At 71.3% G+C, this 25,720-nt stretch carries 23 protein-coding genes and 2 pseudogenes; 13 read left to right on the forward strand and 12 right to left on the reverse strand.

Going from position 1 to position 25,720, the window contains the following annotated elements; all coding sequences use genetic code 11:
* Positions 1-4 precede the first annotated feature (4 nt).
* On the reverse strand, positions 5-1,855 hold the full coding sequence (locus tag NLX86_RS14680) for an APC family permease (protein ID WP_254372127.1): 1,851 nt from the start codon (positions 1,853-1,855) through the stop codon (positions 5-7).
* Between the two features lie 212 nt (positions 1,856-2,067).
* Between NLX86_RS14680 and NLX86_RS14685 the strand changes: the two genes are divergently transcribed.
* Positions 2,068-2,628, forward strand: a complete 561-nt coding sequence (locus tag NLX86_RS14685) for a hypothetical protein (RefSeq protein WP_254372128.1) — start codon at positions 2,068-2,070, stop codon at positions 2,626-2,628.
* 16 nt (positions 2,629-2,644) lie between these two features.
* On the opposite strand, the gene NLX86_RS14690 is transcribed toward NLX86_RS14685, so the two are convergent.
* Positions 2,645-4,675: an APC family permease gene (locus NLX86_RS14690; protein ID WP_254372129.1), complete on the reverse strand. Its 2,031-nt coding sequence runs from the start codon at positions 4,673-4,675 to the stop codon at positions 2,645-2,647.
* A gap of 389 nt (positions 4,676-5,064) precedes the next feature.
* Between NLX86_RS14690 and NLX86_RS14695 the strand changes: the two are divergent.
* Positions 5,065-5,148: pseudogene (locus NLX86_RS14695) on the forward strand (hypothetical protein); the annotation flags it as partial.
* Between the two features lie 108 nt (positions 5,149-5,256).
* Here NLX86_RS14695 and NLX86_RS14700 read toward each other — a convergent pair.
* Positions 5,257-5,985: pseudogene (locus NLX86_RS14700) on the reverse strand (cellulase family glycosylhydrolase); the annotation flags it as partial.
* Between the two features lie 146 nt (positions 5,986-6,131).
* On the opposite strand from NLX86_RS14700, the gene NLX86_RS14705 reads away from it, so the two are divergent.
* Genes NLX86_RS14705 through NLX86_RS14715 form a run of 3 tightly spaced genes read left to right on the forward strand, consistent with a single transcriptional unit; the run spans position 6,132 to position 8,867 of the window.
* Positions 6,132-7,574, forward strand: coding sequence for a DUF2252 domain-containing protein (locus NLX86_RS14705; protein WP_254372130.1), 1,443 nt, complete (start codon positions 6,132-6,134; stop codon positions 7,572-7,574).
* Between the two features lie 58 nt (positions 7,575-7,632).
* Positions 7,633-8,478, forward strand: coding sequence for a J domain-containing protein (locus NLX86_RS14710; protein WP_254372131.1), 846 nt, complete (start codon positions 7,633-7,635; stop codon positions 8,476-8,478).
* Between the two features lie 44 nt (positions 8,479-8,522).
* Positions 8,523-8,867: a rhodanese-like domain-containing protein gene (locus NLX86_RS14715; RefSeq protein ID WP_254372132.1), complete on the forward strand. Its 345-nt coding sequence runs from the start codon at positions 8,523-8,525 to the stop codon at positions 8,865-8,867.
* Between the two features lie 46 nt (positions 8,868-8,913).
* On the opposite strand, the gene NLX86_RS14720 is transcribed toward NLX86_RS14715, so the two are convergent.
* The 6 genes from NLX86_RS14720 to paaA all read right to left on the reverse strand — a co-directional run bounded on the left by NLX86_RS14720 (position 8,914) and on the right by paaA (position 13,684).
* A complete protein-coding gene (locus tag NLX86_RS14720; protein ID WP_254372263.1) occupies positions 8,914-10,047 on the reverse strand; it encodes an acyl-CoA dehydrogenase family protein in 1,134 nt (377 codons plus the stop codon).
* A gap of 106 nt (positions 10,048-10,153) precedes the next feature.
* Positions 10,154-11,212: a 2Fe-2S iron-sulfur cluster-binding protein gene (locus tag NLX86_RS14725; RefSeq protein ID WP_254372133.1), complete on the reverse strand. Its 1,059-nt coding sequence runs from the start codon at positions 11,210-11,212 to the stop codon at positions 10,154-10,156.
* Entirely contained in the window at positions 11,213-11,707 is a 495-nt protein-coding gene (gene paaD, locus NLX86_RS14730; RefSeq protein ID WP_254372134.1) for a 1,2-phenylacetyl-CoA epoxidase subunit PaaD, read from the reverse strand. It abuts the gene before it with no gap.
* The gene (paaC, locus tag NLX86_RS14735; RefSeq protein ID WP_254372135.1) at positions 11,701-12,417 is read right to left on the reverse strand and encodes a 1,2-phenylacetyl-CoA epoxidase subunit PaaC; all 717 of its coding nucleotides are present in this window, start codon (positions 12,415-12,417) and stop codon (positions 11,701-11,703) included. The genes paaD and paaC overlap by 7 nt, the downstream gene beginning before the upstream one ends.
* A 5-nt stretch (positions 12,418-12,422) precedes the next feature.
* Positions 12,423-12,713 carry a 1,2-phenylacetyl-CoA epoxidase subunit PaaB gene (gene paaB / locus NLX86_RS14740; RefSeq protein ID WP_254372136.1) on the reverse strand — a complete coding sequence of 97 codons (291 nt, stop codon included), beginning with the start codon at positions 12,711-12,713 and terminating at the stop codon, positions 12,423-12,425.
* Positions 12,710-13,684, reverse strand: a complete 975-nt coding sequence (gene paaA / locus NLX86_RS14745; protein ID WP_254372137.1) for a 1,2-phenylacetyl-CoA epoxidase subunit PaaA — start codon at positions 13,682-13,684, stop codon at positions 12,710-12,712. The genes paaB and paaA overlap by 4 nt, the downstream gene beginning before the upstream one ends.
* Positions 13,685-13,787: 103 nt before the next feature.
* Between paaA and NLX86_RS14750 the strand changes: the two genes are divergently transcribed.
* The 3 genes from NLX86_RS14750 to NLX86_RS14760 all read left to right on the forward strand — a co-directional run bounded on the left by NLX86_RS14750 (position 13,788) and on the right by NLX86_RS14760 (position 16,566).
* Positions 13,788-14,510 carry a DUF5819 family protein gene (locus NLX86_RS14750; protein ID WP_374213884.1) on the forward strand — a complete coding sequence of 241 codons (723 nt, stop codon included), beginning with the start codon at positions 13,788-13,790 and terminating at the stop codon, positions 14,508-14,510.
* Positions 14,511-14,575: 65 nt separating this feature from the next.
* Positions 14,576-15,760, forward strand: a complete 1,185-nt coding sequence (locus NLX86_RS14755) for an HTTM domain-containing protein (RefSeq protein WP_254372264.1) — start codon at positions 14,576-14,578, stop codon at positions 15,758-15,760.
* Positions 15,757-16,566: a TrmH family RNA methyltransferase gene (locus tag NLX86_RS14760; RefSeq protein ID WP_254372139.1), complete on the forward strand. Its 810-nt coding sequence runs from the start codon at positions 15,757-15,759 to the stop codon at positions 16,564-16,566. The genes NLX86_RS14755 and NLX86_RS14760 overlap by 4 nt, the downstream gene beginning before the upstream one ends.
* Here NLX86_RS14760 and paaN read toward each other — a convergent pair.
* Positions 16,550-18,247 (reverse strand): phenylacetic acid degradation protein PaaN, encoded by a 1,698-nt coding sequence (paaN, locus tag NLX86_RS14765; protein WP_254372140.1) that lies wholly within the window; start codon positions 18,245-18,247, stop codon positions 16,550-16,552. The genes NLX86_RS14760 and paaN overlap by 17 nt on opposite strands.
* Positions 18,248-18,425: 178 nt before the next feature.
* On the opposite strand from paaN, the gene NLX86_RS14770 reads away from it, so the two are divergent.
* Positions 18,426-19,940 (forward strand): 3-hydroxyacyl-CoA dehydrogenase, encoded by a 1,515-nt coding sequence (locus NLX86_RS14770; protein WP_254372141.1) that lies wholly within the window; start codon positions 18,426-18,428, stop codon positions 19,938-19,940.
* Entirely contained in the window at positions 19,937-20,530 is a 594-nt protein-coding gene (locus NLX86_RS14775; protein ID WP_254372142.1) for a TetR/AcrR family transcriptional regulator, read from the forward strand. Before NLX86_RS14770 ends, NLX86_RS14775 begins: the two co-directional genes overlap by 4 nt.
* Positions 20,531-20,545: 15 nt before the next feature.
* Here NLX86_RS14775 and NLX86_RS14780 read toward each other — a convergent pair whose 3' ends face one another.
* On the reverse strand, positions 20,546-21,055 hold the full coding sequence (locus NLX86_RS14780) for an Lrp/AsnC family transcriptional regulator (protein WP_254372143.1): 510 nt from the start codon (positions 21,053-21,055) through the stop codon (positions 20,546-20,548).
* A gap of 173 nt (positions 21,056-21,228) precedes the next feature.
* On the opposite strand from NLX86_RS14780, the gene pdhA reads away from it, so the two are divergent.
* Genes pdhA through NLX86_RS14795 form a run of 3 tightly spaced genes read left to right on the forward strand, consistent with a single transcriptional unit; the run spans position 21,229 to position 24,686 of the window.
* A complete protein-coding gene (gene pdhA, locus NLX86_RS14785) occupies positions 21,229-22,389 on the forward strand; it encodes a pyruvate dehydrogenase (acetyl-transferring) E1 component subunit alpha (RefSeq protein ID WP_254372144.1) in 1,161 nt (386 codons plus the stop codon).
* Complete coding sequence (locus NLX86_RS14790) at positions 22,386-23,390, forward strand: alpha-ketoacid dehydrogenase subunit beta (protein ID WP_254372145.1); 1,005 nt, start codon at positions 22,386-22,388, stop codon at positions 23,388-23,390. The genes pdhA and NLX86_RS14790 overlap by 4 nt, the downstream gene beginning before the upstream one ends.
* The gene (locus NLX86_RS14795) at positions 23,391-24,686 is read left to right on the forward strand and encodes a dihydrolipoamide acetyltransferase family protein (protein ID WP_254372146.1); all 1,296 of its coding nucleotides are present in this window, start codon (positions 23,391-23,393) and stop codon (positions 24,684-24,686) included.
* A 48-nt stretch (positions 24,687-24,734) separates the two neighbouring features.
* Here NLX86_RS14795 and NLX86_RS14800 read toward each other — a convergent pair whose 3' ends face one another.
* Positions 24,735-25,715: an NAD(P)H-quinone oxidoreductase gene (locus NLX86_RS14800; RefSeq protein ID WP_254372147.1), complete on the reverse strand. Its 981-nt coding sequence runs from the start codon at positions 25,713-25,715 to the stop codon at positions 24,735-24,737.
* Between the last annotated feature and the right edge of the window lie 5 nt (positions 25,716-25,720).

A 25,720-nucleotide genomic window follows, 5' to 3' on the forward strand; every position in this document is an offset into this window, starting at 1 on the left:
ACGATCAGGGCAGGTCGGACAGTCGGAAGCGCAGCCGGCAGATCACCGCGTCGGTGTCGCGGCGGACCGCGTGAGCGACGACCGCGCCGCGCTGGTTCTGCAGTACCCGCTGCCACAGGCGGGCCGGTTCGACCTCGGGGATGAGCACGGTGATGCGGGTGCCCGGATCGGCGGCTGCCAGCTCGCGTACGTACGCGGCGATCGGGCGGCCGACGGTGCGGCGGGCCGAGGGAACGCGGACCAGGGGGACGCCCGGGTTCCACAGTGCCCAGTCCCGTTCCAGGGCTTCGGTCTGCGCACGGTCCTCGGGGTCGGGGTGGCAGACGGTCACCGCCCGTACCTCGTCGCCGAGGGACACCGCGGCGGTCAGGGCCTCGCTGGTGAGCCTGGTCAGGGAGGAGACCGGGACCAGGACCAACGAGCTGTCCCGGTGCGGGGGTTCGGGTATGCGGCCGACGCCGAGGCGTTCGCCGATCCTGCCGTAGGCGCGGTGGATGCACTGGAATCCGGCGACCAGCAGGGGCAGGGCGACCACGATCAGCCAGGCGCCGTCGTGGAACTTGGTGGCGGTGACGACGACCGCGCTGACGCCCGTGAGCAGCGCGCCGAGTCCGTTGAGTACCGCCTTGCCGGCCCACCCGGGGCCGCGGACGCCGAGCCAGTGGATGACCATTCCGGTCTGGGCGATGGTGAAGCCGACGAAGACGCCGATCGCGAAGAGCGGGACGAGGGTGTTGGTGTCGCCGCCGGAGAAGAGCAGCAGCGCGGCGGAGACGGCCGCGAGGGTGAGGACGCCGTGCCGGTGGACCTGGCGGTCGGCCTTGAGGCCGAAGACGTGCGGCAGGTAGTTGTCGCGTGCCAGCAGCTTGAGCAGGACCGGGAGGCCGCCGAAGGAGGTGTTGGCGGACAGCGCCAGCAGCACCATGGTGGCGAACTGGATGACGTAGAAGGCGAGATTGTGGCCGAAGGACGCGTCGGCGAGCTGGGCGAGCACGGTGACGCCCTCGACCGGCTGCAGGCCGAAGCGGGAGATCAGGACGGAAAGCCCGATCAGCATCACGCCGAGCATCACGCCGAGCGCGACCTCCGCGTGCTGCGCGCGGCGGGCAGCCGGGGCACGGAAGGACGGGACGGCGTTGGCGATGGCCTCGACCCCGGTCAGCGCCGAGCAGCCGGAGGCGAACGCCTTCAGCAGAAGCAGCGCGCCGACCGTGGTTGCGTTGTCGGCCAGTACGGACGCATGGCCGGCGGCCGCCTCGGTACTCACCGGGGCGTCGCGGAACAGGCCCACCGTGATGAGCACGAGGATCGAGCCGATGAAGACAGCCGTCGGGACGATGAAGGCGCGCGCCGAGTCCACGATGCCGCGCAGGTTCACCGCGGTGATCAGCACCAGCACGCCGAGGCACAGCCACAGCCGGTCGCCGTACAGCTGCGGGAACGCGGAGGTCAGCGCGGCGACGCCCGCGGTGACCGCGACGGCGACATTGAGTACGTAGTCCAGGGCGAGGGACGCCGCCGCGACGAGGCTGGTGCGGCGGCCCAGATGCGCCTTGGCGACCGCGTAACTGCCGCCGCCGTCCGGGAAGGCGGCGATCACCTGCCGGTACGAGGCGACGAGCACGGCCAGCAGCGCGGCGATCCCCAGGGTGACGGGGAGCGTGAAGCCCAGACCGTAGCCGCCCGCCGCCGCGAGGACCAGCACGATGGCCTCGGGGCCGTATGCGACCGAGGCCATCGCGTCGAGCGACAGCGCGGCCAGGCCGGTGACAGCGGTGAGCTTGTGACGGGCGCCGGTATCCGGGGGTTCCTCTGCGCTGGGCGCAGTGCCGGTCTCGGTGGTCAGGACTGACATGCGGGTTGGCTCCTTCGTCTTTCAGGTCCGCCCAGGGTGTGCCCGGATCCGGCCGGCCACGCCCGGCGCTGGCGCGCTCTTGGCGCGAAACGGCAATCTCCTCACGCGTTCTTGACGAGGGCCGTCAGGGAGATGTCAAAGCTGCCCGGCGCGGCGTCAGCGGTTCATCAATGAACCGGGCGTGGGCTCTCCGCGTCCCTAGCGTCAGCTGCATGGGACGGCGCATCACACGATCCGTTCCGGGGCGCGACGCCGATCGTGCGGAGCCCCCCGGAAAGCCTGCTTCCGATGACGGCTGGGCCGCAGACCTGAAGGCCGCGGCCGGCTGCGCAACGCTGCTGCTCGCGTTGCTGCTCCTGATCGACGGAGCGTCCGGCGGCCTCACCGCCCCGCGTGCCGTCCTGTGGGCGGCGCTCGCCGTCCTGCTCTTCGTGCTGCTGCTGCCGGCCCGGGTGACGGCCGGCGAGGGCTGGCTGGCCTCCCGGGGACTCCTGCGTGAGCGGCGCGTATGTACCGACCGCCTGGTTGCGGTGCGCTGGTCCGACGGCGTCGCTCAGCGGCTGGTCCTGCGCGACGTGGACGGCGCGCGCGTCGAGGTGGACCCGCGGGTGCTCGTCGCCAACCCTCACCTGTGGCGTCTGCTGGACGCGGGCGCCCGTTCGTCCCTGGGCCGAGGCACGCTGCTGTGCGGCGCGACCGCGCTGAAGCAGCTGTCGCGGAGGATCGACGGCGAGACGGCCCAGTCGGTGTTCAAGATCTCGGGCCTTCACTAGCGATCTCAGGCATGCACTAGCGCCGGTGAGTGTGCGGAGTACGGGGTGTGACGGGTTCGCCGCGGCGGACCGATCCGGGGGCGCGGGCGGCCGGGTGGTCGGCGCGGGCGGAGGAGGTCAGCTGCCACGGGACGCTGGTGACCATCACACCCGGGGTGAACAGCAGACGGCTCTTCAGCCACAGCGCGGACTGGTTGTGCAGCAGGTTCTCCCACCAGTGGCCGACGACGTACTCGGGGATGAAGACGGCGACCACGTCGCGTGGGCTTTCGCGCCTGATGTTGCGTACGTAGTCCACGACCGGGCGGGTGATCTCGCGGTACGGCGAGTCGATGACTTTCAGGGGCACGTCGGTGTCGAGGTTCTGCCACTGCTCCTCGAGGTGGGTCGACGCCTCGCGGTCCACCGAGACGGTCAGCGCCTCCAGCTGGTGCGGCCGGAAGGCGCGGGCGTAGGACAGCGCCCGGAGGGTCGGCTTGTGCAGGGTGGAGACCAGCACGATCGCCAGTACCCGTGAGGGAGGAGCCAGTTCGGCCCGTGGGTCGGTGACCGCCAGTTCGGCCGCGGTGGCGTCGTAGTGGCGGCGGATACCCCGCATCATCAGCCACAGCAAGATGGCGGCGAGCACCGCCAGCCACGCGCCCTGAGTGAACTTCGTCGCCAGCACGATCACCAGGACCAGGCCGGTGATGAGTGCCCCGGTGGCGTTGACGACCCGGGTCACGTGGTGACGGCGGCGCGCCGCGGGGTCGGACTCGGTGACCAGTTCGCGGTTCCAGTGCCGGACCATGCCTGCCTGGGAGAGCGTGAAGGAGGTGAACACACCCAGGATGTAGAGGTGGATGAGGCTGGTGACATTGGCCTCGTACGCCCACAGCAGCAGGCCGGCCACGATCGCCAGGGCCAGGATGCCGTTGGAGAAGGCCAGCCGGTCACCGCGGCTGTGCATCTGGCGCGGCAGGTAGCGGTGCTGCGCGAGGATCGAGGCGAGCAGCGGGAAGCCGTTGAAGGCGGTGTTCGCCGCGAGGATCAGCACCAGGGCGGTGGCGGCCTGGATGAAGTAGAAGCCGACGCTGTTCGAGCCGCCGAACACGGATGCCGCCAGCTGGGCGATGACGGTGCGCTGGGTGTGCGAGGAGCAGTCTCCGGCCAGTCCGGTGAGCCGGCAGGCGTCCTCGACGATGTGCACCTTGGCGACAATCGCGAGGGTCGTGACGCCGACGAACATCGTGATGGCGATGATGCCCATCGCGGCCATGGTGGAGGCGGCGTTCTTGGACTTGGGCTTACGGAAGGCCGGTACGCCGTTGGAGATCGCCTCCACGCCCGTCAGGGCCGTACAGCCGCTGGAGAAGGCGCGCAGCACGAGCATCACCATGGCCAGACCCACCAGGTTCGCGTCCCCATGCTCGGGCTCGATGCCGTACGCGGCGCTCTCGGCCACCGGCGCGTCACCGAGCAGATAGCGGAACAGACCCGTACCGACCATGATCAGTACGCCGCCGATGAACAGGTACGTCGGCGTGGCGAACAGCCGGCCGGACTCGCGCACACCGCGCAGGTTCATCGCGGTCAGCAGGGCGACGAAGCAGAGCGCCATCAGCACCCGGTGTTCGGCCAGCGAGGGCATCGCCGAGATGATGTTGTCCACTCCGGAGGCGACCGAGACCGCCACGGTCATGACGTAGTCGACCAGCAGCGACGCGGCGACCACCAGACCGGCCGAGGCACCCAGGTTCGTCGAGGCGACCTCGTAGGAGCCGCCGCCGCTCGGGTAGGCGTGGACCACTTGGCGGTACGAGAGCACCACCACGGTCATCAGCGCCACGACCGCGGCCGCGATCCACGGCGTGAAGTGCAGGTACGCCAGGCCGCCCAGAGTGAGCACCAGCAGGATCTCCTGAGTGGCGTACGCGACCGAGGACAGCGGGTCGGAAGCGAAGATCGGCAGGGCGAGCCGCTTGGGCAGCAGGGTCCCGCCCAGCTCCTCGCTGCGCTTGGCCCGGCCGAGCACCAGACGCTTGAGCACACCGGTCACGTTGAGCACAGGGTGAGCGTAAGCAAGGGCCTGTCAGACGGCTCTCGGGGCAGGTGCAGGTGGAGTAGCGGCAGGTGCAGACCGAGTAGCGCGCACGTGTGTCCGGGGGGTGGGGGATACTCGCTCCTCGTTGCCCACGGCCCGACGATCCTCTTCAATGCCGATGTCGACGCGCAGGGCGGGGGCTACGCCAGCGGTGTGCTGGTGCTCATGCTCTCGGCGTCCTTCGCCGCGACCATCGCCGCCCGCCTGATCGACGAGGCATCCGCTGCCCGCCCCTGTGGATCCTGGACCGGCTCGACACCGACGGCCTGATCCGGCACGACCTGCAGTACCTCGATCCGCTGCCGGCCTTCACCACCGGCACGATCGCGCTGCTGGGTGACGCCGCCCACGCGATGACGCCCGACCTCGGCCAAGGCGCTTGCCAGGCGTTCATCGACGGGGTCGCACTCGCCGAGTCCCTGGCCACAGCCACTGACGTGGCCACCGCGCTGCGCCGGTACGACCGCAGCCGCCGGCGGCCCACCCAGCGCCTCGCCGCCATGTCGCTGCGCGCCGGCCGGCTTGCGCGGATGCGCCGTTGCATCACGGGCACGGCTGAGGTTGTACTGCGGGTCGCCGGGGCTGAGCATGTGCCAGTCGACGATCGCGTACATGCCGCGGGTGGTGGCCTGCTCGATGATCGAGTGGACCTGGTCGGTGAACTTGCGCGGGTCGGTCTCGTACCCGCCTTCCTGGATGTACATCGAGATGCGCAGGACGTCGGCGTTCCAGTCGGTGGCCAGGGCATTGAGGGATCCGGTGGTGACGCACTGGCCGTACCACTGCAGTCCGTGGGCGCTCATGCCGCGCAGCTGGACCGGCTTGCCGTACTGGTTGCAGAGCTTGGTGCCGCAGACCTTGAGCTGTCCGTTGATCTCGGCGGGGGTTCTGCCACCGGGGGCGGGGGCGGTGTCGACGGTGAGGTGGTCGACGTTGGGGCCGCCGTTCGCGGTGGTGGCCTGGGCGGCGTCGACCGTCCATTCGACGTAACTGCCGGTGGCATTGGCGTAGTTGACGAAACCGGTGCCGGTGTAGCCGGTGTGGTTGGACTCCGCGACGCCCTGGGAGAGCGTCGCGGATTCGGCTTCGTACCGGGTGGGGGGGCCGATGCGGTGTCCGGGGCGGCGGTCCCGGTGAGCAGGAGGGCCGTGACGAAGGTGGCGACGCCTGCGCCTCGTAACCGGAGCTGTGCTGATCTCATGGGGGCTCCTGAGATAGGAAACTTTCCTAACAGAAATCCAATAGCAGGCGGCGGGATCCCTTGCAAGGGTCATGACACGTGGGCCACGCATGTGGTGGTGGCAGCCGCTCAAAGTTATCCACAGGGGGAGACGGTGGTCGGCAGGCGGCGGTACGGTCTTCGGCAGCTGATGTTGATGTTGGTGCTGGTGTTGATGTTGTACGGAGACGGGGGCATCCGATGGGTGAGGTCGACGGGGCGGCGGCGGACCTGCGGACACCGGCCGGCGGTGGGCAGGGCGAGCGCATACCGCGGGTGCCCGGCTTCGCGCCGCGGACGGCGAACGGTTCGCCGCGGGACGAGGGCAAGGCGCTGCGGGCCCGGGTCCCCCGCTCCTCGCACAGCTCGCTGGTGCTTCCCGAGGACCGGCCGGACGCGGTGCGGGCCGTCGAGGAGTCCAACCAGGGCCGGGTGCCCGAGCTGACTCCGATACGGGTGGGCCGGATGGCTGCCACCCCCTTCGCGTTCCTGCGCGGCGCGGCCGGGCTGATGGCCCACGACCTGCAGGGCACGCCGGTCACCGGCGTCGGCGCGCAGATCTGCGGCGACGCGCACGCGGCGAACTTCGGGCTGTACGGCGACGCCCGGAACCGGCTGGTCATCGACCTGAACGACTTCGACGAGACCGTGTTCGGCCCGTGGGAATGGGACGTCAAGCGGCTCGCGACCTCCCTCGTACTGGCCGGCCGGGTGGCGGGCGCGAGCGAGGACGTCTGCCGGGCCGCCGCCGTCGACGCGGCGGGGGCGTACCGGCGGACCATGCGGCTGCTGGCCAAGCTTTCCGTGCTGGACGCTTGGAACGCCATCGCCGACGAGGAGCTCGTCTCGCACACCGACTCGCGGGATCTGCTGGGCACGCTGGAGCGGGTGGCCGAGAAGGCCCGTAACAACACCAGTGCGCGCTTCGCCGCCAGGTCGACCGAGTCGGCGGCCGACGGCGGGCGCTGCTTCGTGGACGCGCTGCCCGTGCTGCGGCGGGTGGGCGACGTGGAGGCGGAGGCGGTGGCGGTCTCGCTCGGGGAGTACCTGGAGACCGTCCAGAAGGACCGGCTGCCCCTGCTCGCGCGGTACGCGATCCACGACGTCGCGTTCCGGGTGGTCGGCACGGGCAGCGTCGGGACGCGGTCATACGTGGTGCTGCTGCTCGACCACCGGGGCGAGCCGCTGGTGCTTCAGGTCAAGGAAGCCCGGCCTTCGGCGCTGCTGCCCTACCTGCCGGCCCTTGGCTTCGAGAACCCGGCGCCCGGGCACGAGGGGCACCGGGTGGTGTTCGGGCAGAAGCGGATGCAGGTGGTCAGCGACATCCTGCTGGGCTGGACCACGGTGCAGGGGCGGCCGTTCCAGGTGCGGCAGTTCAGGAACCGCAAGGGCAGCGTGGACCCGACAGCACTGTCCACCGACCAGGTCGACGACTACGGGCGGATGACCGGGGCGCTGCTGGCGCGGGCCCACGCGCACAGCGCCGACCCGCGGCTGATCGCCGGGTACTGCGGCAAGAACGACGAGTTCGACGAGGCGGTGGCCGCGTTCGCGGTGGCGTACGCGGACCGTACCGAAGCGGATCACGCCGACCTGGTCGCGGCTGTCAGGGCGGGGCGCATCGCGGCGGAGGAGGGGGTGTGAGACGCGGGTGGAAGCGGGACTGTGACGAGGGCCGGCCGGGCGCCCGTAGGCTGGGCGGGTGAGCCAGGAACCTGCCGGGGCGCCGACCGCCCGGAACGACGACGAGCAGCGCCATGAGCAGCGGCACGACGAGCGGCCGGAGGCGCGGCTGGAGAAGGCCGTGCGGGCGGCCGAGCAGGCGCTGATCGAGTTCGAGATCGCGGTGGAGACCTTCCGGGTCGAGGTGGAGAACTTCTCCCGGATCCACCACCAGAAGCTCGGCCCGATGTACTCGCGGCTCGACGAGCTGGACGCGCTTATCGCGGAGGCCCGGGCCGCCCGCAGCGGTGATCCGGAGGATCTGCGCAGGGCGCAGGACCTGCGGGCGCTGGTGATGCCGATGCCCGGTGTCGAGGAGCTGTTCCACGACTGGATCGACTCCGACGGCCTCTCCCCCGAGGCCGCGGCGATGCTTACCGACCAGCAGGTGCAGCCGCCCAGGCGGGTCCGGCCGAGCGAGGAGGTCCGCAAGCTCTACCGCGAGCTGGTCCGGGAGGCGCATCCGGACCTGGCCCAGGACGAGGCGGAGCGGACGTGCCGGGACGAGTTCATCGTGCGCGTCAACGCCGCGTACGGCCGTGGTGACATCGCGCAGCTCAGGTCGCTGGCCGAGGAGTGGGCCGCGGGGCCGGTGCCCGAGGGCCATGGCCCCAGCGAGAGCGAAGAGCTCTACGCGAGGCTGGAGTGGCTGGCGCAGCGCAAGGAGCTGCTGGCGGTGGTGGCCCAGGAGCTGGAGGCCAGCGCGATCGGCGCGATGCTGAAGATGGCCCCCGACGACCCGGACCGGCTGCTGGAGGAGATCGCCGAGCAACTGCTCGCGCAGGTCTCCGAGCGTGAGGCGCAGCTGGCGAAGCTGGTGGGTTAGGTTTTTTGGTGTTGCTCGCACACGTACGAGAGAAGGCTGACCCCATGAATTTCGGCTCGCTCCCCACCGTGGACGCCGCCGCGGTGCCCGCCGACGGCTTGGTGCTGGACGTCCGGGAAGACGACGAATGGGCGGCCGGACACGTCGAGGGCGCCCTGCACATCCCGATGAGCGACTTCGTCGCGCGCTTCGGTGAGGTGACGGAGGCAGCCGAGGACGGCCATCGCCTGCACGTGATGTGCCGGGTCGGCGGCCGGTCCGCGCAGGTCACGCAGTACCTGCTCCAGCAGGGCCTCGACGCCGTGAACGTCGACGGAGGCATGCTCGCCTGGGACGGCGCCCGCCGTCCGATGGTCACCGACAACGGCGCCCCGGCCTTCGTCCTCTAGGACCGGACAGACCTGAGCCCCGTGCGGGCTGGACGCGCTGTTCGGCCTAGCCGAGGGGGTGGGCGGCCAGCAGGTCGCCCAGTGCCTCCTCGTGTGCCGCGGCCGGGCCGAGGGACAGCTCCAGCTGCTTGGCCCAGGCGTGGTAGCGGTGCAGGGGGTAGTCGGTGTCCGCGCCGAAGCCGCCGTGCAGGTGCTGGGCGGTCTGCACGACCCGCCGTACGCCGTCGGACGCCCAGATCTTCGCCACCGCCACATCACCCGCCGCGGGCAGCGGTCCGCCGGCCCCGCTGTCGAGCCGCCAGGCCGCCTGCCAGAGGGTGACCTCCATGGCGCGCAGGTCGATGTACCGGTCGGCGGCCTGCACCGCGACCGCCTGGAAGGTGGCGACCGGGAAGCCGAACTGTTCGCGCTTGCTGGTGTAGTCGCCGGTCATGCGCAGCACCGCCTCACCGAGACCGAGCGCCAGCGCGCAGGTGCCGGTGGCCAGCAGGTTGCGCAGCCGCTCCCAGGCGCCCTCGGTGTCGATGAGGTGGCGGCCCTCGATCCGTACGGAGTCCAGGCCGAGTTCGGCGAAGCGCTCGCCGCTGGTGGACACCTGGTCGGCGAGGGAGAGGCCCTCCCCGTCGCGGGGGACCAGGGCCAGTACCGCGCGCCCCTCACCCGTATGGGCAGGAACGGCGATCAGATCGGCGCTCTGGGCCCACGGCACACCCGTCTGCACCCCGTCGAGCACCCAGCCGGCGCCGTCCCGCCGTGCGGTGACCGCGAGTTCGGCCGGGTCGTGTCCGGTACGGCCGTTGGCCGCGGCCGTCAGCACCAGCTCGCCCCGTCCGGCACGGGGCAGGAGCTCCGCGGCCAGTTCGGCGCCGCCGGAGGCTTGTACGGCCATGGCGACGGCGCAGTGCTCCAGCAGCGGCACCCGGGCGAGCACCTTGGCAGACTCGCGCAGCACCAGGCAGAGGGCGGTGGTGTCGAGCCCGGCCCCGCCGTGCTCGGGGCCGAGCACGAGGCTCAGCAGGTCGGAGCCCGCCAGCCTGGCCCAGAGCGCGCGGTCGAAGTCGTCGGCCACCGCGCCGGGAGTGAGCGCGGGGCTGGGCACGCTGTCCGGCCGGACGCCCGAGAAGACCGCCTTCGCCGCCTCGACGGCCGCCTGCTGCTCCTCGGTGAAGGTGAAGTCCACTGCCTGTCCTCCCACGCAAACGGTTCTGCCTCGATCTGACGGGACGTCAAGATAGAACAGGTTCCTGGAAAAGGACACCGCCTACGAGGTGGGAACGGGACGCGCCTCAGCGGTCGAAGTCCAACTCCACCTCGTCCGTGGTCGGATGGGACTGGCAGGCCAGCACGAAGCCCGCCTCGGTCTCCTCCGCCTCCAGGGCGAAGTTGCGGTCCATCCGGACCTCTCCCGAGACCAGGAACGCGCGGCAGGTACCGCACACTCCGCCCTTGCAGGCGTACGGAGCGTCCCCCCGGTTGCGCAGCACCGTCTCCAGCAGCGACTCGCCGTCCTGGACCGGCCAGGTGCCCGAGCGGCCGTCCAGCTTCGCCGTCACCCGGCTGTGCACGGCCGTCGCGACCACCGGTGCGGGGGCCGCGCTGTCGTCCACGTGGAAGATCTCCTCGTGGATGCGGCTCCGCTCCACACCCAGCCCGCGCAGCGCCCGCTCGGCCCCCTGCACCAGGCCGAACGGGCCGCACAGGAACCAGCCCGTGACGGACCCCACCGGCAGCAGTGCGGACAGCAGGCCGGTCAGCCGCTCCTCGTCCAGCCGTCCGGAGCCGAGGCCCGCCTGCTGCTCCTCCCGGGACAGCACGGTCACGAGCTGGAACCGGTCCGGGTAGCGGTCCTTGAGGTCGGCGACCTCCTCCAGGAACATCGTCGAGGCCGCAGTGCGGTCGCTGCGGATCAGGCAGAACCGGGCGTCCGGGGTCTGCGCCAGGAGCGTGCCGGCGATCGACAGCACCGGAGTGATGCCGCTGCCGCCGACGACCGCGGCGTAGTACCCGGGGGCCGGTTCGAGGACGAACCGCCCCGCCGGAGTCATCACGTGCAGGGTGTCGCCCGCGGCCAGTTCCTTGTGGGCGAAGGTGGAGAACTCCCCGCCCTCCACCAGCCGTACGCCGACCCGCAGTTCGGCGGGGGCGTCCGGGCCGAGGACCGGCGAGCAGATCGAGTACGTACGGCGGACGTCGGCGTCGTCGACGTCCAGCCGGACGGCGAGGTGCTGGCCCGGCGTGTAGCGGTACTCCTCGCGAAGCGCGGGAGGGACCTCGAGGGTTACGGCCACCGAGTCGTCGGTGAGCCGGTCGACCGCCGCCACGCGGAGCGGGTGGAACCGGGCCATCTACAACTCCTTGAAGTGGTCGAACGGTTCGCGGCAGGAGGCGCAGCGCCGCAGCGCCTTGCACGCGGTGGAGGAGAACCGGCTCAGCAGCTCGGTGTCCGTCGACCCGCAGTGCGGGCAGCGGACCGAGAGTGCCACCGAGACCGGTCCGCCGGCGGCATGCGCGCGCGGCGGGGCGATGCCGAAGTCCGCGAGCTTGCGACGGCCCTCGGCGCTGATGTCGTCCGTCGACCAGGCCGGCGAGAGGACGGTACGGACCGAGACGTCCGGTATCCCGTGCGCGTGCAGCACCTGCTCGATGTCCGCGGACATGGCCTCGATCGCCGGGCAGCCGGTGTACGTCGGGGTCAGCTCGACCTCGACCCTGCCCGGGCCCAGCACCTGCACCCCGCGCAGTACACCCAGCTCCGCGAGGGTCAGTACGGGCAGCTCGGGGTCGGGGACCGATCCGGCCAGCCGGGCCAGTTCCTCTTCGAGGGCGGTGGTGGTCACCATGTCGCCCCCGGGTGGCTGCGGTGCAGGTGCTGCATCTCGGCGACCATCCGCCCGAACGGCTCGGTGTGCAGGCCCTGCCGTCCCGCGCCGGCCGCCCATGCTCCCGTGCGCGGTCCGTCGGACACGGCCAGTGCCGCCCGCTCCAGGACCGAGGTCACCGACTCCAGCCAGCCGTCCTCGAGCGCCCGCGTGTCCACGTCCACGCCCTCGACCGGCTGGAACATCTCTCCGGTGAACCGCCACAGCGCGTCCAGCCCGCGCTGCATGCGCTCCCGGCTCTCCGCCGTGCCGTCGCCGAGCCGCAGCGTCCACTGCTCGGCGTGGTCCCGGTGGTACTCGACCTCCTTGACCGCCTTCGCGGCCAGCGGGGCGAAGGCACCGCCCCCGGCCGCAAGCTGCCCGTACAGCAGGTGCTGGTAGGTGGAGAAGTACAGCTGGCGGGCGACGGTGTGCGCGAAGTCGCCGTTCGGCTGCTCGACGAGCTGGAGATTGCGGAAGGCACGCTCCTCGCGGAGATACGCCAGCTCGTCCTCGTCGCCCACGAGCGAGAGCAGCACCCGCGCCTGCCCCAGCAGGTCCAGCGCGATGTTCGCCAGCGCCACTTCCTCTTCGAGCACGGGGGCGTGCCCCGCCCACTCCCCCAGTCGGTGCGAAAGCACCAGCGCGTCGTCGCCCAGGGCGAGAGCCGCGGCGTTCGTTGTGATGGTCACGGGTGTCACAGGTGCTTCACTCCCTCGGGGATCTCGTAGAACGTCGGGTGGCGGTAGGGCTTGTCGCCCGCCGGCTCGAAGAAGGAGTCCTTCTCGTCGGGCGACGAGGCGGTAATCGCGGTGGAGGGCACCACCCAGATCGAGACGCCCTCGTTCCGGCGGGTGTAGAGGTCGCGCGCGTTACGCAGGGCCATCTCCGCGTCCGGGGCGTGCAGGCTCCCCGCGTGCGTGTGCGACAGTCCGCGGCGCGAGCGCACGAACACCTCCCACAGCGGCCAGTCGGTCGAGCTGCTCATGCCGTCGCCTCTCCGTGCTTCAGTCCGTGCTTCTGTGCGTGCTTCGCGGCATACGCGGCCGCCGCTTCCCGTACCCAGGCGCCCTCTTCGTGCGCCCGGCGCCGCTGGCTGATCCGCTGCTCGTTGCAGGGGCCGTTCCCCTTGAGGACGTCCCAGAACTCGGTCCAGTCGATCGCGCCGAAATCGTGCTGCCCGCGCTCCTCGTTCCACTTGAGGTCCGGGTCCGGGAGGGTCAGCCCGAGCGCCTCGGCCTGCGGAACGCAGATGTCCACGAAGCGCTGGCGCAGCTCGTCGTTCGAATGGCGCTTGATCTTCCAGGCCATCGACTGCTCGGAGTGCGCGGACTCGTCGTCCGGCGGGCCGAACATCATCAGCGACGGCCACCACCAGCGGTCCACCGCGTCCTGCGCCATCGCGTGCTGGGCCGGAGTCCCCTTGCTGAGGGCGAGCAGCAGCTCGTACCCCTGGCGCTGGTGGAAGGACTCCTCCTTGCAGATACGGACCATGGCCCGGGCGTACGGCCCGTACGAGCAGCGGCACAGCGGCACCTGGTTGGTGATCGCCGCGCCGTCCACGAGCCAGCCGATGGCGCCCACGTCCGCCCAGGTCAACGTCGGGTAGTTGAAGATCGACGAATACTTCTGGCGGCCGGAGTGCAGCTTGTCGAGCAGCTCCTCACGGCCGGTGCCCAGCGTCTCCGCGGCGCTGTACAGGTACAGCCCGTGCCCCGCCTCGTCCTGCACCTTCGCCATCAGGATGGCCTTGCGCCGCAGGGAGGGCGCGCGGGTGATCCAGTTCGCCTCGGGCTGCATGCCGATGATCTCGGAGTGGGCGTGCTGTGCCATCTGGCGCACCAGCGATGCGCGATAGGCGTCCGGCATCCAGTCGCGCGGTTCGATGCGCTCGTCGGCCGCCACGGCCGCGTCGAAGGCGGCCTCGTACGTCGTGTGGTCCGCAGCCACTGTTGCCATCCCTGGCTCCCTACCGACCGATCGTTCGGTTCATTGACTTCAATGGTGAGTCGGCGGCCCGTAGGGTGTCAACCTCTGTGGATAACTTTGAGCTCGAGGGCCGTTGGGGATCGGGGCGGGGATGGATTCGTACGACGACAGGGGCGGGAGCACGCCACCCGTCTCCGGGGCGCCGCCCCGAGGCATCGCGGGGCTCTCCCTGCCGTACCAGATCGTGGCCGCGTTCGCCCTCGCGGTCATCGGCGTGTTCGCCTGCGTGCATCTGTCGATGGTGTTTCTGCACGTCGCGCCCTCGAACACGATGACCAAGCAGCACGGTGAGGCGATCGACGGGTGGATCTATCCCGAGTTCGAACAGAACTGGAAGCTCTTCGCCCCCAACCCGCTGCAGCAGAACATCGCCGTCCAGGTGCGGGCCGACATCCGTACCCCCGGCGGTGAGCGCAGGACCACCGGCTGGCAGGACCTGACCGCGCGGGACGGGGCACGGGTCCGCCACAACTTCTTCCCCAGCCACGTCGACCAGAACGAGCTGCGCCGCGCCTGGGACTTCTACACCGGTTCCCACGACAACGAGAACAAGCCCGGCGGTCTGCGCGGTGAGCTTTCCGAGGCGTACATGCGGCGGATCGTGATGCTCCGCCTCGGCGCCGAGGACCTGGGCGGCAAGGTCGAGCGCATCCAGCTCAGGTCGTCGACGACCTCGGTCGAGGCCCCGCCGTGGAGCGACGAACGGATCAACACCAAGGCGTTCTACCGGGTGCTCCCCTGGTGGCGGGTGACCTCCGCCGATCTTCCGGCCGAGCGCAAGGAGTCCGCCCAGTGACCACGCCCGGCACGCCCGGCACGCCCGGCACCCCGGCCACCCACGGCACTCCGGGCACCCCGCCCATCCCGGTCGACCGGAAGCTCGCCGACGCCATCCAGCGCGTCACCGCAGGCGCCCTCGGCCCGTACCAGAGCGCGGTCATACGCATAGGCTTCGCCGCCACCTGGCTGCTCTTCCTGCTCCGCGAACTGCCCAACCGCCACGAGCTGTACGGTCCCGACGGTCCCTGGAGCTGGGATCTGGCCCAGCAGCTCATCGCCGGAAACCACGCCTTCACCGCGCTGATGTGGTCGGACGGCGCGGTCTGGTTCGAGATCGTGTACGGCCTCGCGATCGCGTCCAGCGCCCTGCTGATGCTCGGCTGGCACACCCGCGCCATGTCCGTCCTCTTCATGGCCGGTGTGCTCTCGCTGCAGAACCGCAGCGTCTTCATGGGCGACGGCGGCGACAACGTCATCCACCTGATGGCGATCTACCTCGTACTGACCCGCTGCGCCCAGGTCTGGTCGCTGGACGCCCGCCGCGCGGCCCGGGCGCAGGCGGCGGTCCTGCCCGTGCGGGACCGGGCCGGCCCGGTCCTGTGGTCGGTGCTGGGGCTGGTCCTCGCCGCCGTCACCCTGATGGGCGAACTCAGCGGCGGCTGGCTCGCGGTCTTCTGGGGCCTGTGGTCGGTGCACGGGGTGTGGTGGGCGGCGTGCCGCAACGCGCCGCACAGCCAGGGGCGCCAGCTGCTGGACGTGCTGGCCAACCTCGTCCACAACGCCACGATGGTGGTGATCATGGCCGAGGTCTGCCTGATCTACGCGACCGCGGGCTGGTACAAGATCCAGGGGTCCCGCTGGCAGGACGGCAGCGCGCTCTACTACCCACTCCACCTGGACTACTTCACGCCCTGGCCCGCTCTTTCCGGGCTGCTCGCGGGCAGCGGTGTGATCGTGATGCTGCTCAGCTACGGCACGGTCGCCGTACAGGTCGCGTTCCCCTTCACGCTCTTCAACCGGCGGGTCAAGAACGTGCTGCTCGCCGCGATGATGCTGGAGCACGCGGGCATCGCGATCCTGCTGGGGCTGCCGTTCTTCTCACTGGCCATGATCACGGCCGATGCGGTCTTCCTCCCCACGGCCTTCCTGCTATGGGTCGGCGGCCGGGCGGCGCGGGGCCGGACGCGGCTGTTCTCGCGGGTGCGGCCGGTGCCCGCGCAGCGGTGTACGAGCGAGGAGCAGGCCCCCCGTAGTCTCGTGGGGTGAGCGAGAGCGAAGGCGTGGCCGACACGGTGGTGCGGCAGTGGCGTGAGGCTGCCCCCGAGGCCGTACTGCTCGACGGATTCCACGCCCTGAAGCACGCGCTGCGTTTCGGCGCCGAGGTACGGCTGACGCTCACCAGCGACCGGACGTCGGTACTGGAGCTTGCCGCGGCGCTGGCCGACGACCTGACCGACGTACTGGCGAAGACCCTCGTGCAGGTTCCCTCGCAGGTGCTGCGGGAGCTCGTGCCCCGGGGCCACACCACCGAGGTGGCCGCGCTCGCCGTCCGGCGCAGCGCGCGGGCGAACCGGGACGCGCTGGCCCGGCTGCCCCGGCCCGCGCCGGTGGTCGTCCTGGACAATCCCCGCAACCTCGGCAATGTCGGGGCCGTGGTCCGGCTCGCCGCCGGATTCGGCGCGACCGGCGTGGTGACCACCGGCGACATCGACCCCTGGCACCAGAACGCCGTACGGGCCGGTGCCGGGCTCCACTACGCCACTGCCGTGGAACGGACGAGCCTCGACGGGCTGCCGCCGGGACCGCTGTACGTCCTGGACCCGGAGGGGGAGGACATCAGGTCGGTCACCGTCCCCGACGACGCGCTGCTCGCGTTCGGCTCCGAGCGCCACGGCGTCTCGCCGGAGCTGCGCAGCCGCGCGACGAAGCTGGTCTCGCTGCCGATGAAACCCCAGGTGTCCAGCTACAACCTCGCCACCAGCGTGGCGATGACGCTGTTCCACTGGGCCGCCACCGGCCCCGCTCACACGGGGGACGGCAGCGGCCCGGACAGTCCTACGCCTGACGCCTGACCTCCACCACCCGGAAGCGGTTGGCCACGAACGCTCCGTCGCACAGCGCCGCGTTCGCCGCCGGGTTGCCGCCGGAGCCGTGGAAGTCGGAGAAGGCCGCGGTCTGGTTGACGTACACCCCGCCGGTCAGGTTCAGCGAGAGCTGCGCGGACTCCTCCAGGCAGACGTCCTCGACGGCCCGCTCGGTCTCGGCCGAGGTCGTGTACGCGCCGACCGTCATCGCGCCCTTGTCGCGGACCGTGCGACGCAGCAGCTCGACCGCGTCGCCCGTCGAGTCGACGGCGACGGCGAACGACACCGGCCCGAAGCACTCCGACAGGTAGGCGGCCTCGTCATCAGCCCGCTCCCAGTATTTCCGTGCGCCGTCCAGCTTGACCATCACCGGCGTACGAACCACCGCGCCCGGGAAGTCCGGGTTGGCAACCTCGCGGGACTCCAGGGCGACCTCGCCCAGTCCCGTGGCGGCCTCCAGCCGGGCCTTGACGTCCGGGTTGACCAGGGCGCCCAGCAGCGCGTTCGCCCGCGCGTCGTCCCCCAGCAGGCCGTTCACCGAGGCGGCGAGGTCGGCGACCACCTCGTCGTACGACTTGGGGCCGGCGTCGGTGGTGATGCCGTCGCGGGGGATGAGCAGGTTCTGCGGGGTGGTGCACATCTGGCCGCTGTAGAGGGACAGCGAGAAGGCCAGGTTGGAGAGCATGCCCTTGTAGTCGTCGGTGGAGTCGATGACGACGGTGTTGACGCCGGCCTTCTCGGTGTAGACCTGCGCCTGGCGGGCGTTGGCCTCCAGCCAGTCGCCGAAGGCGGTGGAGCCGGTGTAGTCGATGATGCGGATCTCGGGGCGGACGGCCAGGGTCTTGGCGATGCCCTCGCCGGGCCGCTCGGCGGCCAGGGCGACCAGGTTGGCGTCGAAGCCGGCCTCGGCCAGCACCTCGCGGGCGACCTGCACGGTGAGCGCGAGCGGCAGTACGGCCCGCGGGTGCGGCTTGACCAGGACCGGGTTTCCGGTGGCCAGGGAGGCGAAGAGGCCCGAGTAGCCGTTCCACGTGGGGAAGGTGTTGCAGCCGATGAGCAGCGCGATCCCGCGCGGCACGGCGGTGAAGGTCTTGCCGAGGTTGAGCGGGTCGCGCTTGCCCTGCGGCTTGGACCAGTCGGCTGCGGCGGGCGTGCGGGTCTGCTCGTGGTACGCGTACGCCACGGCTTCGAGGCCGCGGTCCTGGGCGTGCGGACCGCCGGCCTGGAACGCCATCATGAAGGCCTGGCCGCTGGTGTGCATGACCGCGTGCGCGAACTCGTGCGTACGGGCGCTGATGCGCGCCAGGATCTCGATGCAGACCAGGGCGCGGGTCTCGGGACCGGCCTCGCGCCAGGCGGTCATCCCCGCCCGCATGGCGGGCAGCAGAACGTCCAGGTCGGCGTGCGGGTACTCGACACCGAGCTCCGGGCCGTAGGGCGAGACCTCGCCGCCCGTCCAGCCGTCCGTGCCGGGCTGGCCCAGGTCGAGGCGGGTACCGTGCAGGGCCTGGAAGGCCGCGAGACCCTCGGCGGGGGCGGTTTCGCCGTACGCCTTGGGGTGCTCGGGGTGCGGTGACCAGTACGCACGCGTGCGGATCGCATCGAGGGCCTGGTCGAGCGTGGGCCGGTGCTTCTCGGACAGCTGAGGTGCGGTGAGTTCGGCGGCCATCAAGGACCAACTCCTCGTCGAGCTCAATCGAATCGGCGCGCGAAGCGCTCTTCAATGGGCGGTGGTGGGAGACGGGCGGGCAGGGAAAGGCGGACAAGAGATACAGTAACCGAACGATCGGTCGGGACAAGAGGGCCCGCCAAGCCCTGTGGAAAACTCATGCGGGAGGATCGGGGTCATGACAGCAATCGAGCGGTCCCGCACTGTCGCCGTCGTCGGCACCGGCACCATGGGCCAGGGCATCGCCCAGGTCGCCCTGGCCGCCGGCCACCCCGTGCGCCTCTACGACGCCGTGCCCGGACGCGCGCAGGAGGCGGCCGAGACGGTCGCCGCCCGCCTGGCCCGCCTCGTCGAGAAGGGCCGGCTCGACCGCGCGGAGGCCGACGGCGCCCTGGCCCGGCTGCACCCGGCGGCCGACGTGGCCGAGCTGTCCGACGCCGCGCTCGTCGTCGAGGCGATCGTCGAGCGGCTCCCGGTCAAGCAGGAGCTGTTCCGCGCGCTCGAGGAGACCGTCGCCGACGACTGCCTGCTCGCCACCAACACCTCCTCCCTCTCCGTCACCGCGATCGCGGGCGCCCTGAAGAACCCCGGCCGCTTCGTCGGCCTGCATTTCTTCAACCCGGCGCCGCTCCTGCCCCTCGTCGAGGTGGTCAGCGGCTTCGCGACCGACGAGACGGCCGCCACCCGCGCGTACGAGACGGCCGCCGCCTGGGGCAAGACGCCGGTCCGCTGCGCCGACACCCCCGGTTTCATCGTCAACCGCATCGCCCGCCCCTTCTACGCCGAGGCGTTCGCGGTGTACGAGGAGCGGGGCGCCGACCCGGCCACGATCGACGCCGTCCTGCGCGAGTGCGGGGGCTTCAGGATGGGCCCGTTCGAGCTGACCGACCTGATCGGCCAGGACGTCAACGAGGCGGTCACCCGCTCGGTCTGGGACGCCTTCTTCCAGTCCCCGAAGTTCGTCCCGTCCCTCGCGCAGCGGCGGCTGGTCGAGTCGGGCCGGCTCGGCCGCAAGTCCGGCCACGGCTGGTTCCCGTACGCGGAAGGGGCCCCGAAGCCCGTACCGCACACGGCTCCGCCCGAGGACGCCCCCGAGGCCGTGACCGTCGTGGGCGACCTCGGGCCCGCCGCCGAGCTGGGCGCCATGATGGAAGAGGCCGGGATCGCCGTGAAGTCGGTCGAGTCGGGCGGCCCTTACATCGCGCTGCCCGGTGAAGGACAGCTCGTCCCGGCCGACGGCGCGACCTCGGTCGAGTACGACGACGTCGTCTACTTCGACCTCGCCCTCGACTACCGGGGCGCCACCCGCATCGCGCTCTCGGTCTCCGCGGACACCTCCGAGCAGGCGCTGCGGGAAGCCACCGGCCTCTTCCAGAAGCTCGGCAAGGACGTCAGCGTGATCGGGGACGTACCCGGCATGATCGTCGCCCGGACCGTCGCCATGCTGGTCGACCTCGCCGCCGACGCGGTCGCCAAGGGCGTCGCGACGCCCGAGGACATCGACACCGCCATGCGGCTCGGCGTGAATTACCCGCTGGGCCCGGTCGAATGGGGCCGCAGGCTCGGCCAGGACTGGGCGTTCGAGCTGCTGCGCGTGCTGCACGAGCGCTGTCCGACCGGGCGCTACGCCCCGTCCCTGGCGCTGTACCGGCAGTCCTACGCCTCGTCAGCCAGTGAGGAGGCCGCGTCATGACCGCCGTCAAGCGGGACACGTACACCCCGGAGACGCTCCTGACGGTCGCCGTCCGGGTCTTCAACGAGCGCGGGTACGACGGCACGTCCATGGAGCACCTCTCCAAGGCCGCCGGCATCTCCAAGTCCTCGATCTACCACCATGTCGCCGGCAAGGAGGAGCTGCTGAGGCGCGCCGTAAGCCGCGCGCTCGACGGGCTCTTCGGCATCCTCGACGAGCCGGGGGCGGCGCGGGGACGGGCGATCGAGCGGGTGGAGTACGTGACCCGGCGCACCGTCGAGGTGCTGATGGCCGAGGTGCCGTACGTCACCCTGCTGCTGCGGGTACGCGGCAACACGAAGACCGAGCGGTGGGCGCTGGAGCGGCGCCGCGAGTTCGACCAGCGGGTGTCCGATCTGCTGAAGGCGGCCGCCGCGGACGGCGATCTGCGGGCCGATGTCGACATCCGGCTCGCCACTCGGCTGCTCTTCGGCATGGTGAACTCGCTGGTGGAGTGGTACCGGCCGCATCCGGACGACGGCGCGGACCGCGACCAGGTGGCGGAGACGGTCGTACGGCTGGCCTTCGACGGGCTGCGCACCAGCCCCTGACCAGCCCCTGACCTGCTAGTACGGCAGGTCAGGTATCGGGTCGAGGTCCGTTTCCTCGAAGACAAGCAGCGTGCGGGTGGAGAGCACCTCGGGAATCGCCTGCAGCTTGGTGAGCACCAGCTCGCGCAGCGTCCTGTTGTCCGGGGTGTGAACCAGGAGCAGTACGTCGAAATCGCCGCTGACCAGCGCGATATGGGCGGCTCCGGGGAGGGCCTGGAGCTGCTCGCGCACGGTGCGCCAGGAGTTCTGGACGATCTTGAGCGTGATGTACGCGGAGGCGCCGTGGCCCGCCCGCTCATGGTTGACCCGGGCGGTGAAGCCGCGGATCACCCCGTCGTCGATGAGCCGGTTGATCCGCGCGTACGCGTTGGCGCGCGAGACGTGCACCCGCTCGGCGACGGACCGTATCGAGGCACGGCCGTCGGTGCGCAACATGTGCAGGATGTCGCGGTCGATGGCGTCCAGGGGACGTGCGGGAGAGTCCTGGCCCGCCGTGTCCTCGGCGGCCATTTGTTCATCCGTCATTGCCCCCGGCCTCTCTGTCATGGACGTCCTGCCTATATCTCAGGCTGTGGAGAACCGTTTGTCCACAGCCTGGCGGTGCCTGTAGCCAAAATGCCTCCACGACCGAACAATCGGTAGGTGAGGCGCCTCACTCTCGTGCGCCCCCCGCCCGCTCCCACGAGGAGGAGGTCGTCATGACGGTCCAAGAGCTGCCCGGTGCGTCTTACCGCCCCACGCCGCCGCCGGCCTGGAGGCCCCGTACCGACCCCGCACCGCTGCTCCCGGACCCCGAGCCGTACCGCGTGCTCGGCACCGATGCCGCCGACCGGCTCGACCCCGACCTGATGCTGAGGCTGTACGCCGAGCTGGTGCGCGGCAGGCGGTACAACGCGCAGGCCACCGCCCTGACCAAGCAGGGCAGGCTCGCCGTCTACCCGTCGACCGTCGGCCAGGAGGCGAGCGAGGTCGCAGCGGCGCTCGTCCTCCAGGAGCAGGACTGGCTCTTCCCCAGCTACCGCGACACCCTCGCGGCCGTCGCGCGCGGCCTCGATCCCGTACAGGCTCTTACCCTGCTGCGCGGTGACTGGCACACCGGATACGACCCGCACGAGCACCGGATCGCGCCGCTGTGCACGCCGCTCGCCACCCAGCTGCCGCACGCGGTCGGCCTCGCCCACGCGGCCCGGCTCAAGGGCGACGACGTCGTGGCGCTCGCCATGGTCGGCGACGGCGGGACCAGTGAGGGCGACTTCCACGAGGCGCTCAACTTCGCGGCCGTGTGGCAGGCGCCGGTCGTCTTCTTCGTACAGAACAACGGCTTCGCCATCTCGGTGCCCCTCGCCAAGCAGACCGCTGCCCCGTCGCTGGCCCACAAGGCCGTGGGGTACGGCATGCCCGGCCGACTGGTCGACGGCAATGACGCGGCCGCGGTGCACGAGGTGCTGAGCGACGCGATACGGCGGGCCCGCTCGGGCGGCGGACCGACGCTGGTCGAGGCGATCACGTACCGCATGGAGGCCCACACCAACGCGGACGACGCCACCCGCTACCGCGGTGACGGCGAGGTCGAGGCGTGGCGTGAGCACGACCCGATCCTGCTGCTGGAGCGCGAACTGACCGGGCGTGGGCTGCTCGACGAGGACGGCATCCGGGCGGCGAAGGAGGCGGCCGAGACGATGGCCGCGCGGCTGCGCGAGCGGATGAACGCCGATCCGGTACTGGACCCGATGGATCTCTTCGCGCATGTCTACGCGGAGCAGACCACGCAACTGAGGGAGCAGGCCGAGATGCTGCGCGCCGAGCTCGACGCCGACGCCGCTTCGGACGCCGTTTCTGACGCGGAGGGGGAGCGATGACCACCGTTGCCGTCAAGCCGGCCACCATGGCGCAGGCGCTCGGGCGCGCGCTGCGCGACGCGATGGCCGAGGACCCGAGCGTGCACGTCCTCGGCGAGGACGTCGGCACGCTCGGCGGGGTGTTCCGGATCACCGACGGGCTCGCGAAGGAGTTCGGCGAGGACCGCTGTACGGACACGCCGCTCGCGGAGGCCGGGATTCTGGGGACCGCGGTCGGCATGGCGATGTACGGGCTGCGGCCGGTCGTCGAGATGCAGTTCGACGCGTTCGCGTATCCGGCGTTCGAGCAGCTCATCAGCCACGTGGGCCGGATGCGGAACCGCACCCGGGGCGCGATGCCGCTGCCGATCGTGGTCCGCGTGCCGTACGGCGGCGGGATCGGCGGCGTCGAGCACCACAGCGATTCCTCCGAGGCGTACTACATGGCGACTCCGGGGCTCCATGTCGTCGCCCCCGCGACGGTGGCCGACGCGTACGGGCTGCTGCGGGCCGCGATCGCGTCCGACGACCCGGTCGTCTTCCTGGAGCCCAAGCGGCTCTACTGGTCCAAGGCGCAGTGGTCACCGGACGCGCCTGCCGCTGTCGAGCCGATAGGGCGGGCCGTTGTGCGGCGCCCGGGCCGCAGCGCCACGCTCATTACGTACGGTCCCTCCGTGCCGGTCTGCATGGAGGCCGCGGAAGCGGCCCGGGCCGAGGGATGGGACCTCGAAGTCGTCGACCTGCGCTCGCTGGTGCCGTTCGACGACGAGACGGTGGCCGAGTCCGTGCGGCGCACCGGGCGCGCGGTCGTCGTGCACGAGTCCACCGGCTTCGGCGGGCCCGGCGGGGAGATCGCCGCCCGGGTCACCGAGCGCTGCTTCCACCACCTGGAGGCGCCGGTGCTGAGGGTCGCCGGGTTTGACATCCCGTATCCGCCGCCGATGCTGGAGAGGCACCATCTTCCCGGTGTGGACCGGATTCTGGACGCGGTCGCGCGGTTGCAGTGGGAGGCGGGGAGCTGAATGGCACAGGTCCTGGAATTCAAGCTGCCGGACCTCGGTGAGGGACTGACCGAGGCCGAGATCGTCCGCTGGCTGGTGGCGGTCGGCGATGTAGTCGCCATCGACCAGCCGGTGGTCGAGGTCGAGACGGCCAAGGCGATGGTCGAGGTGCCCTGCCCGTACGGGGGCGTGGTCACCGCGCGCTTCGGCGAGGAGGGCACGGAACTGCCAGTCGGCGCACCGCTGCTGACGGTCGCGGTGGGTGCGGTGTCGGCCGAGGCCGATGCGGAGCCCGGTCCGGGGGCGGGGAGTTCCGGGTCCGGGGGCGGGTCCGGGAATGTGCTGGTCGGCTATGGCACCGATACGGGTCCGACCGTGCGGCGCCGGCGGATCCGCCCGGCGGAGGTCGTTCCTGTCGTCCCGGCTGTCGTTCAGGCCGCGCCCGAGCAGTTCGAGCCGCCCACGGCGATCGGCCCTGTTCCGGTCATTTCGCCGCTCGTGCGGCGGCTGGCCCGCGAGAACGGCCTGGACCTGCGGGAGTTGACCGGCTCCGGCCCGGACGGGCTGATCCTGCGCTCCGATGTGGAGGCCGCGCTCCGACCGGCGCTCGAGCCGGTGCCCGAGCGCGCGGGCGAGCGGGTCCCGCTGCGCGGAATACGCGGTGCGGTGGCCGACAAGCTGTCCCGCAGCCGGCGCGAGATTCCGGACGCGACGTGCTGGGTCGACGCCGACGCCACCGAGCTGATGGCCGCCCGCGCTGCCATGAACGCGGCCGGCGGCCCGAAGATCTCGGTCATCGCGCTGCTCGCCCGTATCTGCACGGCCGCGCTCGCGCGGTTCCCCGAGCTCAACTCCACCGTGGACATGGGGGCGCGGGAGATTGTGCGCCTGCCGGAGGTCCACCTCGGGTTCGCCGCACAGACCGACCGAGGGCTGGTGGTGCCCGTCGTTCGGGACGCGCAGGACCTGAGCGCCGATTCGCTCAGCGCCGAGTTCGCCCGTCTCACGGAGAAGGCCCGGGCCGGGACCCTGACCCCGGGGGACCTCACGGGCGGCACCTTCACCCTGAACAACTACGGCGTCTTCGGGGTCGACGGCTCCACGCCGATCATCAACCACCCCGAAGCGGCCATGCTCGGCGTCGGCCGGATCGTCGCCAAGCCGTGGGTCCACGACGGTGAGCTGGCCGTCCGCCAGGTCGTCCAGCTCTCGCTGACGTTCGACCACCGGGTCTGCGACGGTGGCACGGCCGGCGGATTCCTGCGCTATGTGGCCGACTGCGTCGAGCACCCGGCGGTGCTGCTGCGCTCGCTGTAAGGCGAAGTGCCCCCGTCGCCGTCGGCGGCGGCAGCGGGGGCTTTTTCGTCACGGTGCCAGCAGCAGGATCTTGCCGACGTGCGTGCCCTCGTCCAGGGCGCGGTGTGCCTCGGCCGCCTCCGGAAGGGGGACCGTTCGCTCCACGACCGGGCGGACCCGGCCCGCGCCGATCAGGGGCCAGACGTGTTCCCGTACGGCGGCGACGATCGACGCCTTCTCGGCCACCGGGCGGGCCCGCAGTGATGTGGCCGTGATGGCCGCCCGCTTGGCCAGCAGGGAGGCGAGGTTCAGTTCGCCCTTGACGCCGCCCTGGAGCCCGATGACCGCGAGGCGGCCGTTGACGGCCAGTGCCCGCACATTCCGGTCCAGATACTTCGCGCCGACGATGTCGAGGATGACGTCCGCGCCCGCCCCGTCCGTGGCCTTGCGCAGCTCCTCGACGAAGTCCTGCTCGCGGTAGTCGATCAGGATGTCGGCGCCGAGTTCGGCGCAGCGCGCCAGCTTTTCGGGTCCGCCCGCGGTGACCGCGACCCGGGCGCCGACGGCCTTGGCCAGCTGAATGGCCATCGTGCCGATGCCGCTCGCGCCGCCGTGCACCAACAGGGTCTCGCCCGGGCGGAGATGAGCGATCATAAAGACGTTCGACCAGACGGTGCAGGTCACTTCGGGCAGCACCGCTGCCGTGACCAGGTCGATGCCGTCCGGGACAGGCAGCAACTGCCCGGCGGGGACGGTGACCTTCTCGGCGTAGCCGCCGCCGGAGAGCAGTGCGCAGACCTCGTCGCCGACGGCCCAGCCCGAGACGCCGGGGCCGAGCGCCGCGACCTGCCCGGAGCATTCGAGCCCGGGGTACGGGGAGGAGCCGGGCGGCGGGTTGTAAAAACCCTGTCGTTGCAGCAGGTCTGCGCGGTTGACCGCACTGGCCGCGACCTCGACGAGGACCTCGCCCTCGCCGGGCACGGGATCGGGTACCTCAGCCCAGACGAGAGCTTCGGGGCCGCCGGGTTCGGGGATCGTGATCGCATGCATGGCGG

This window comes from Streptomyces sp. A3M-1-3 (genome assembly GCF_024213665.1).
In the GTDB taxonomy this organism is placed as follows: domain Bacteria; phylum Actinomycetota; class Actinomycetes; order Streptomycetales; family Streptomycetaceae; genus Streptomyces.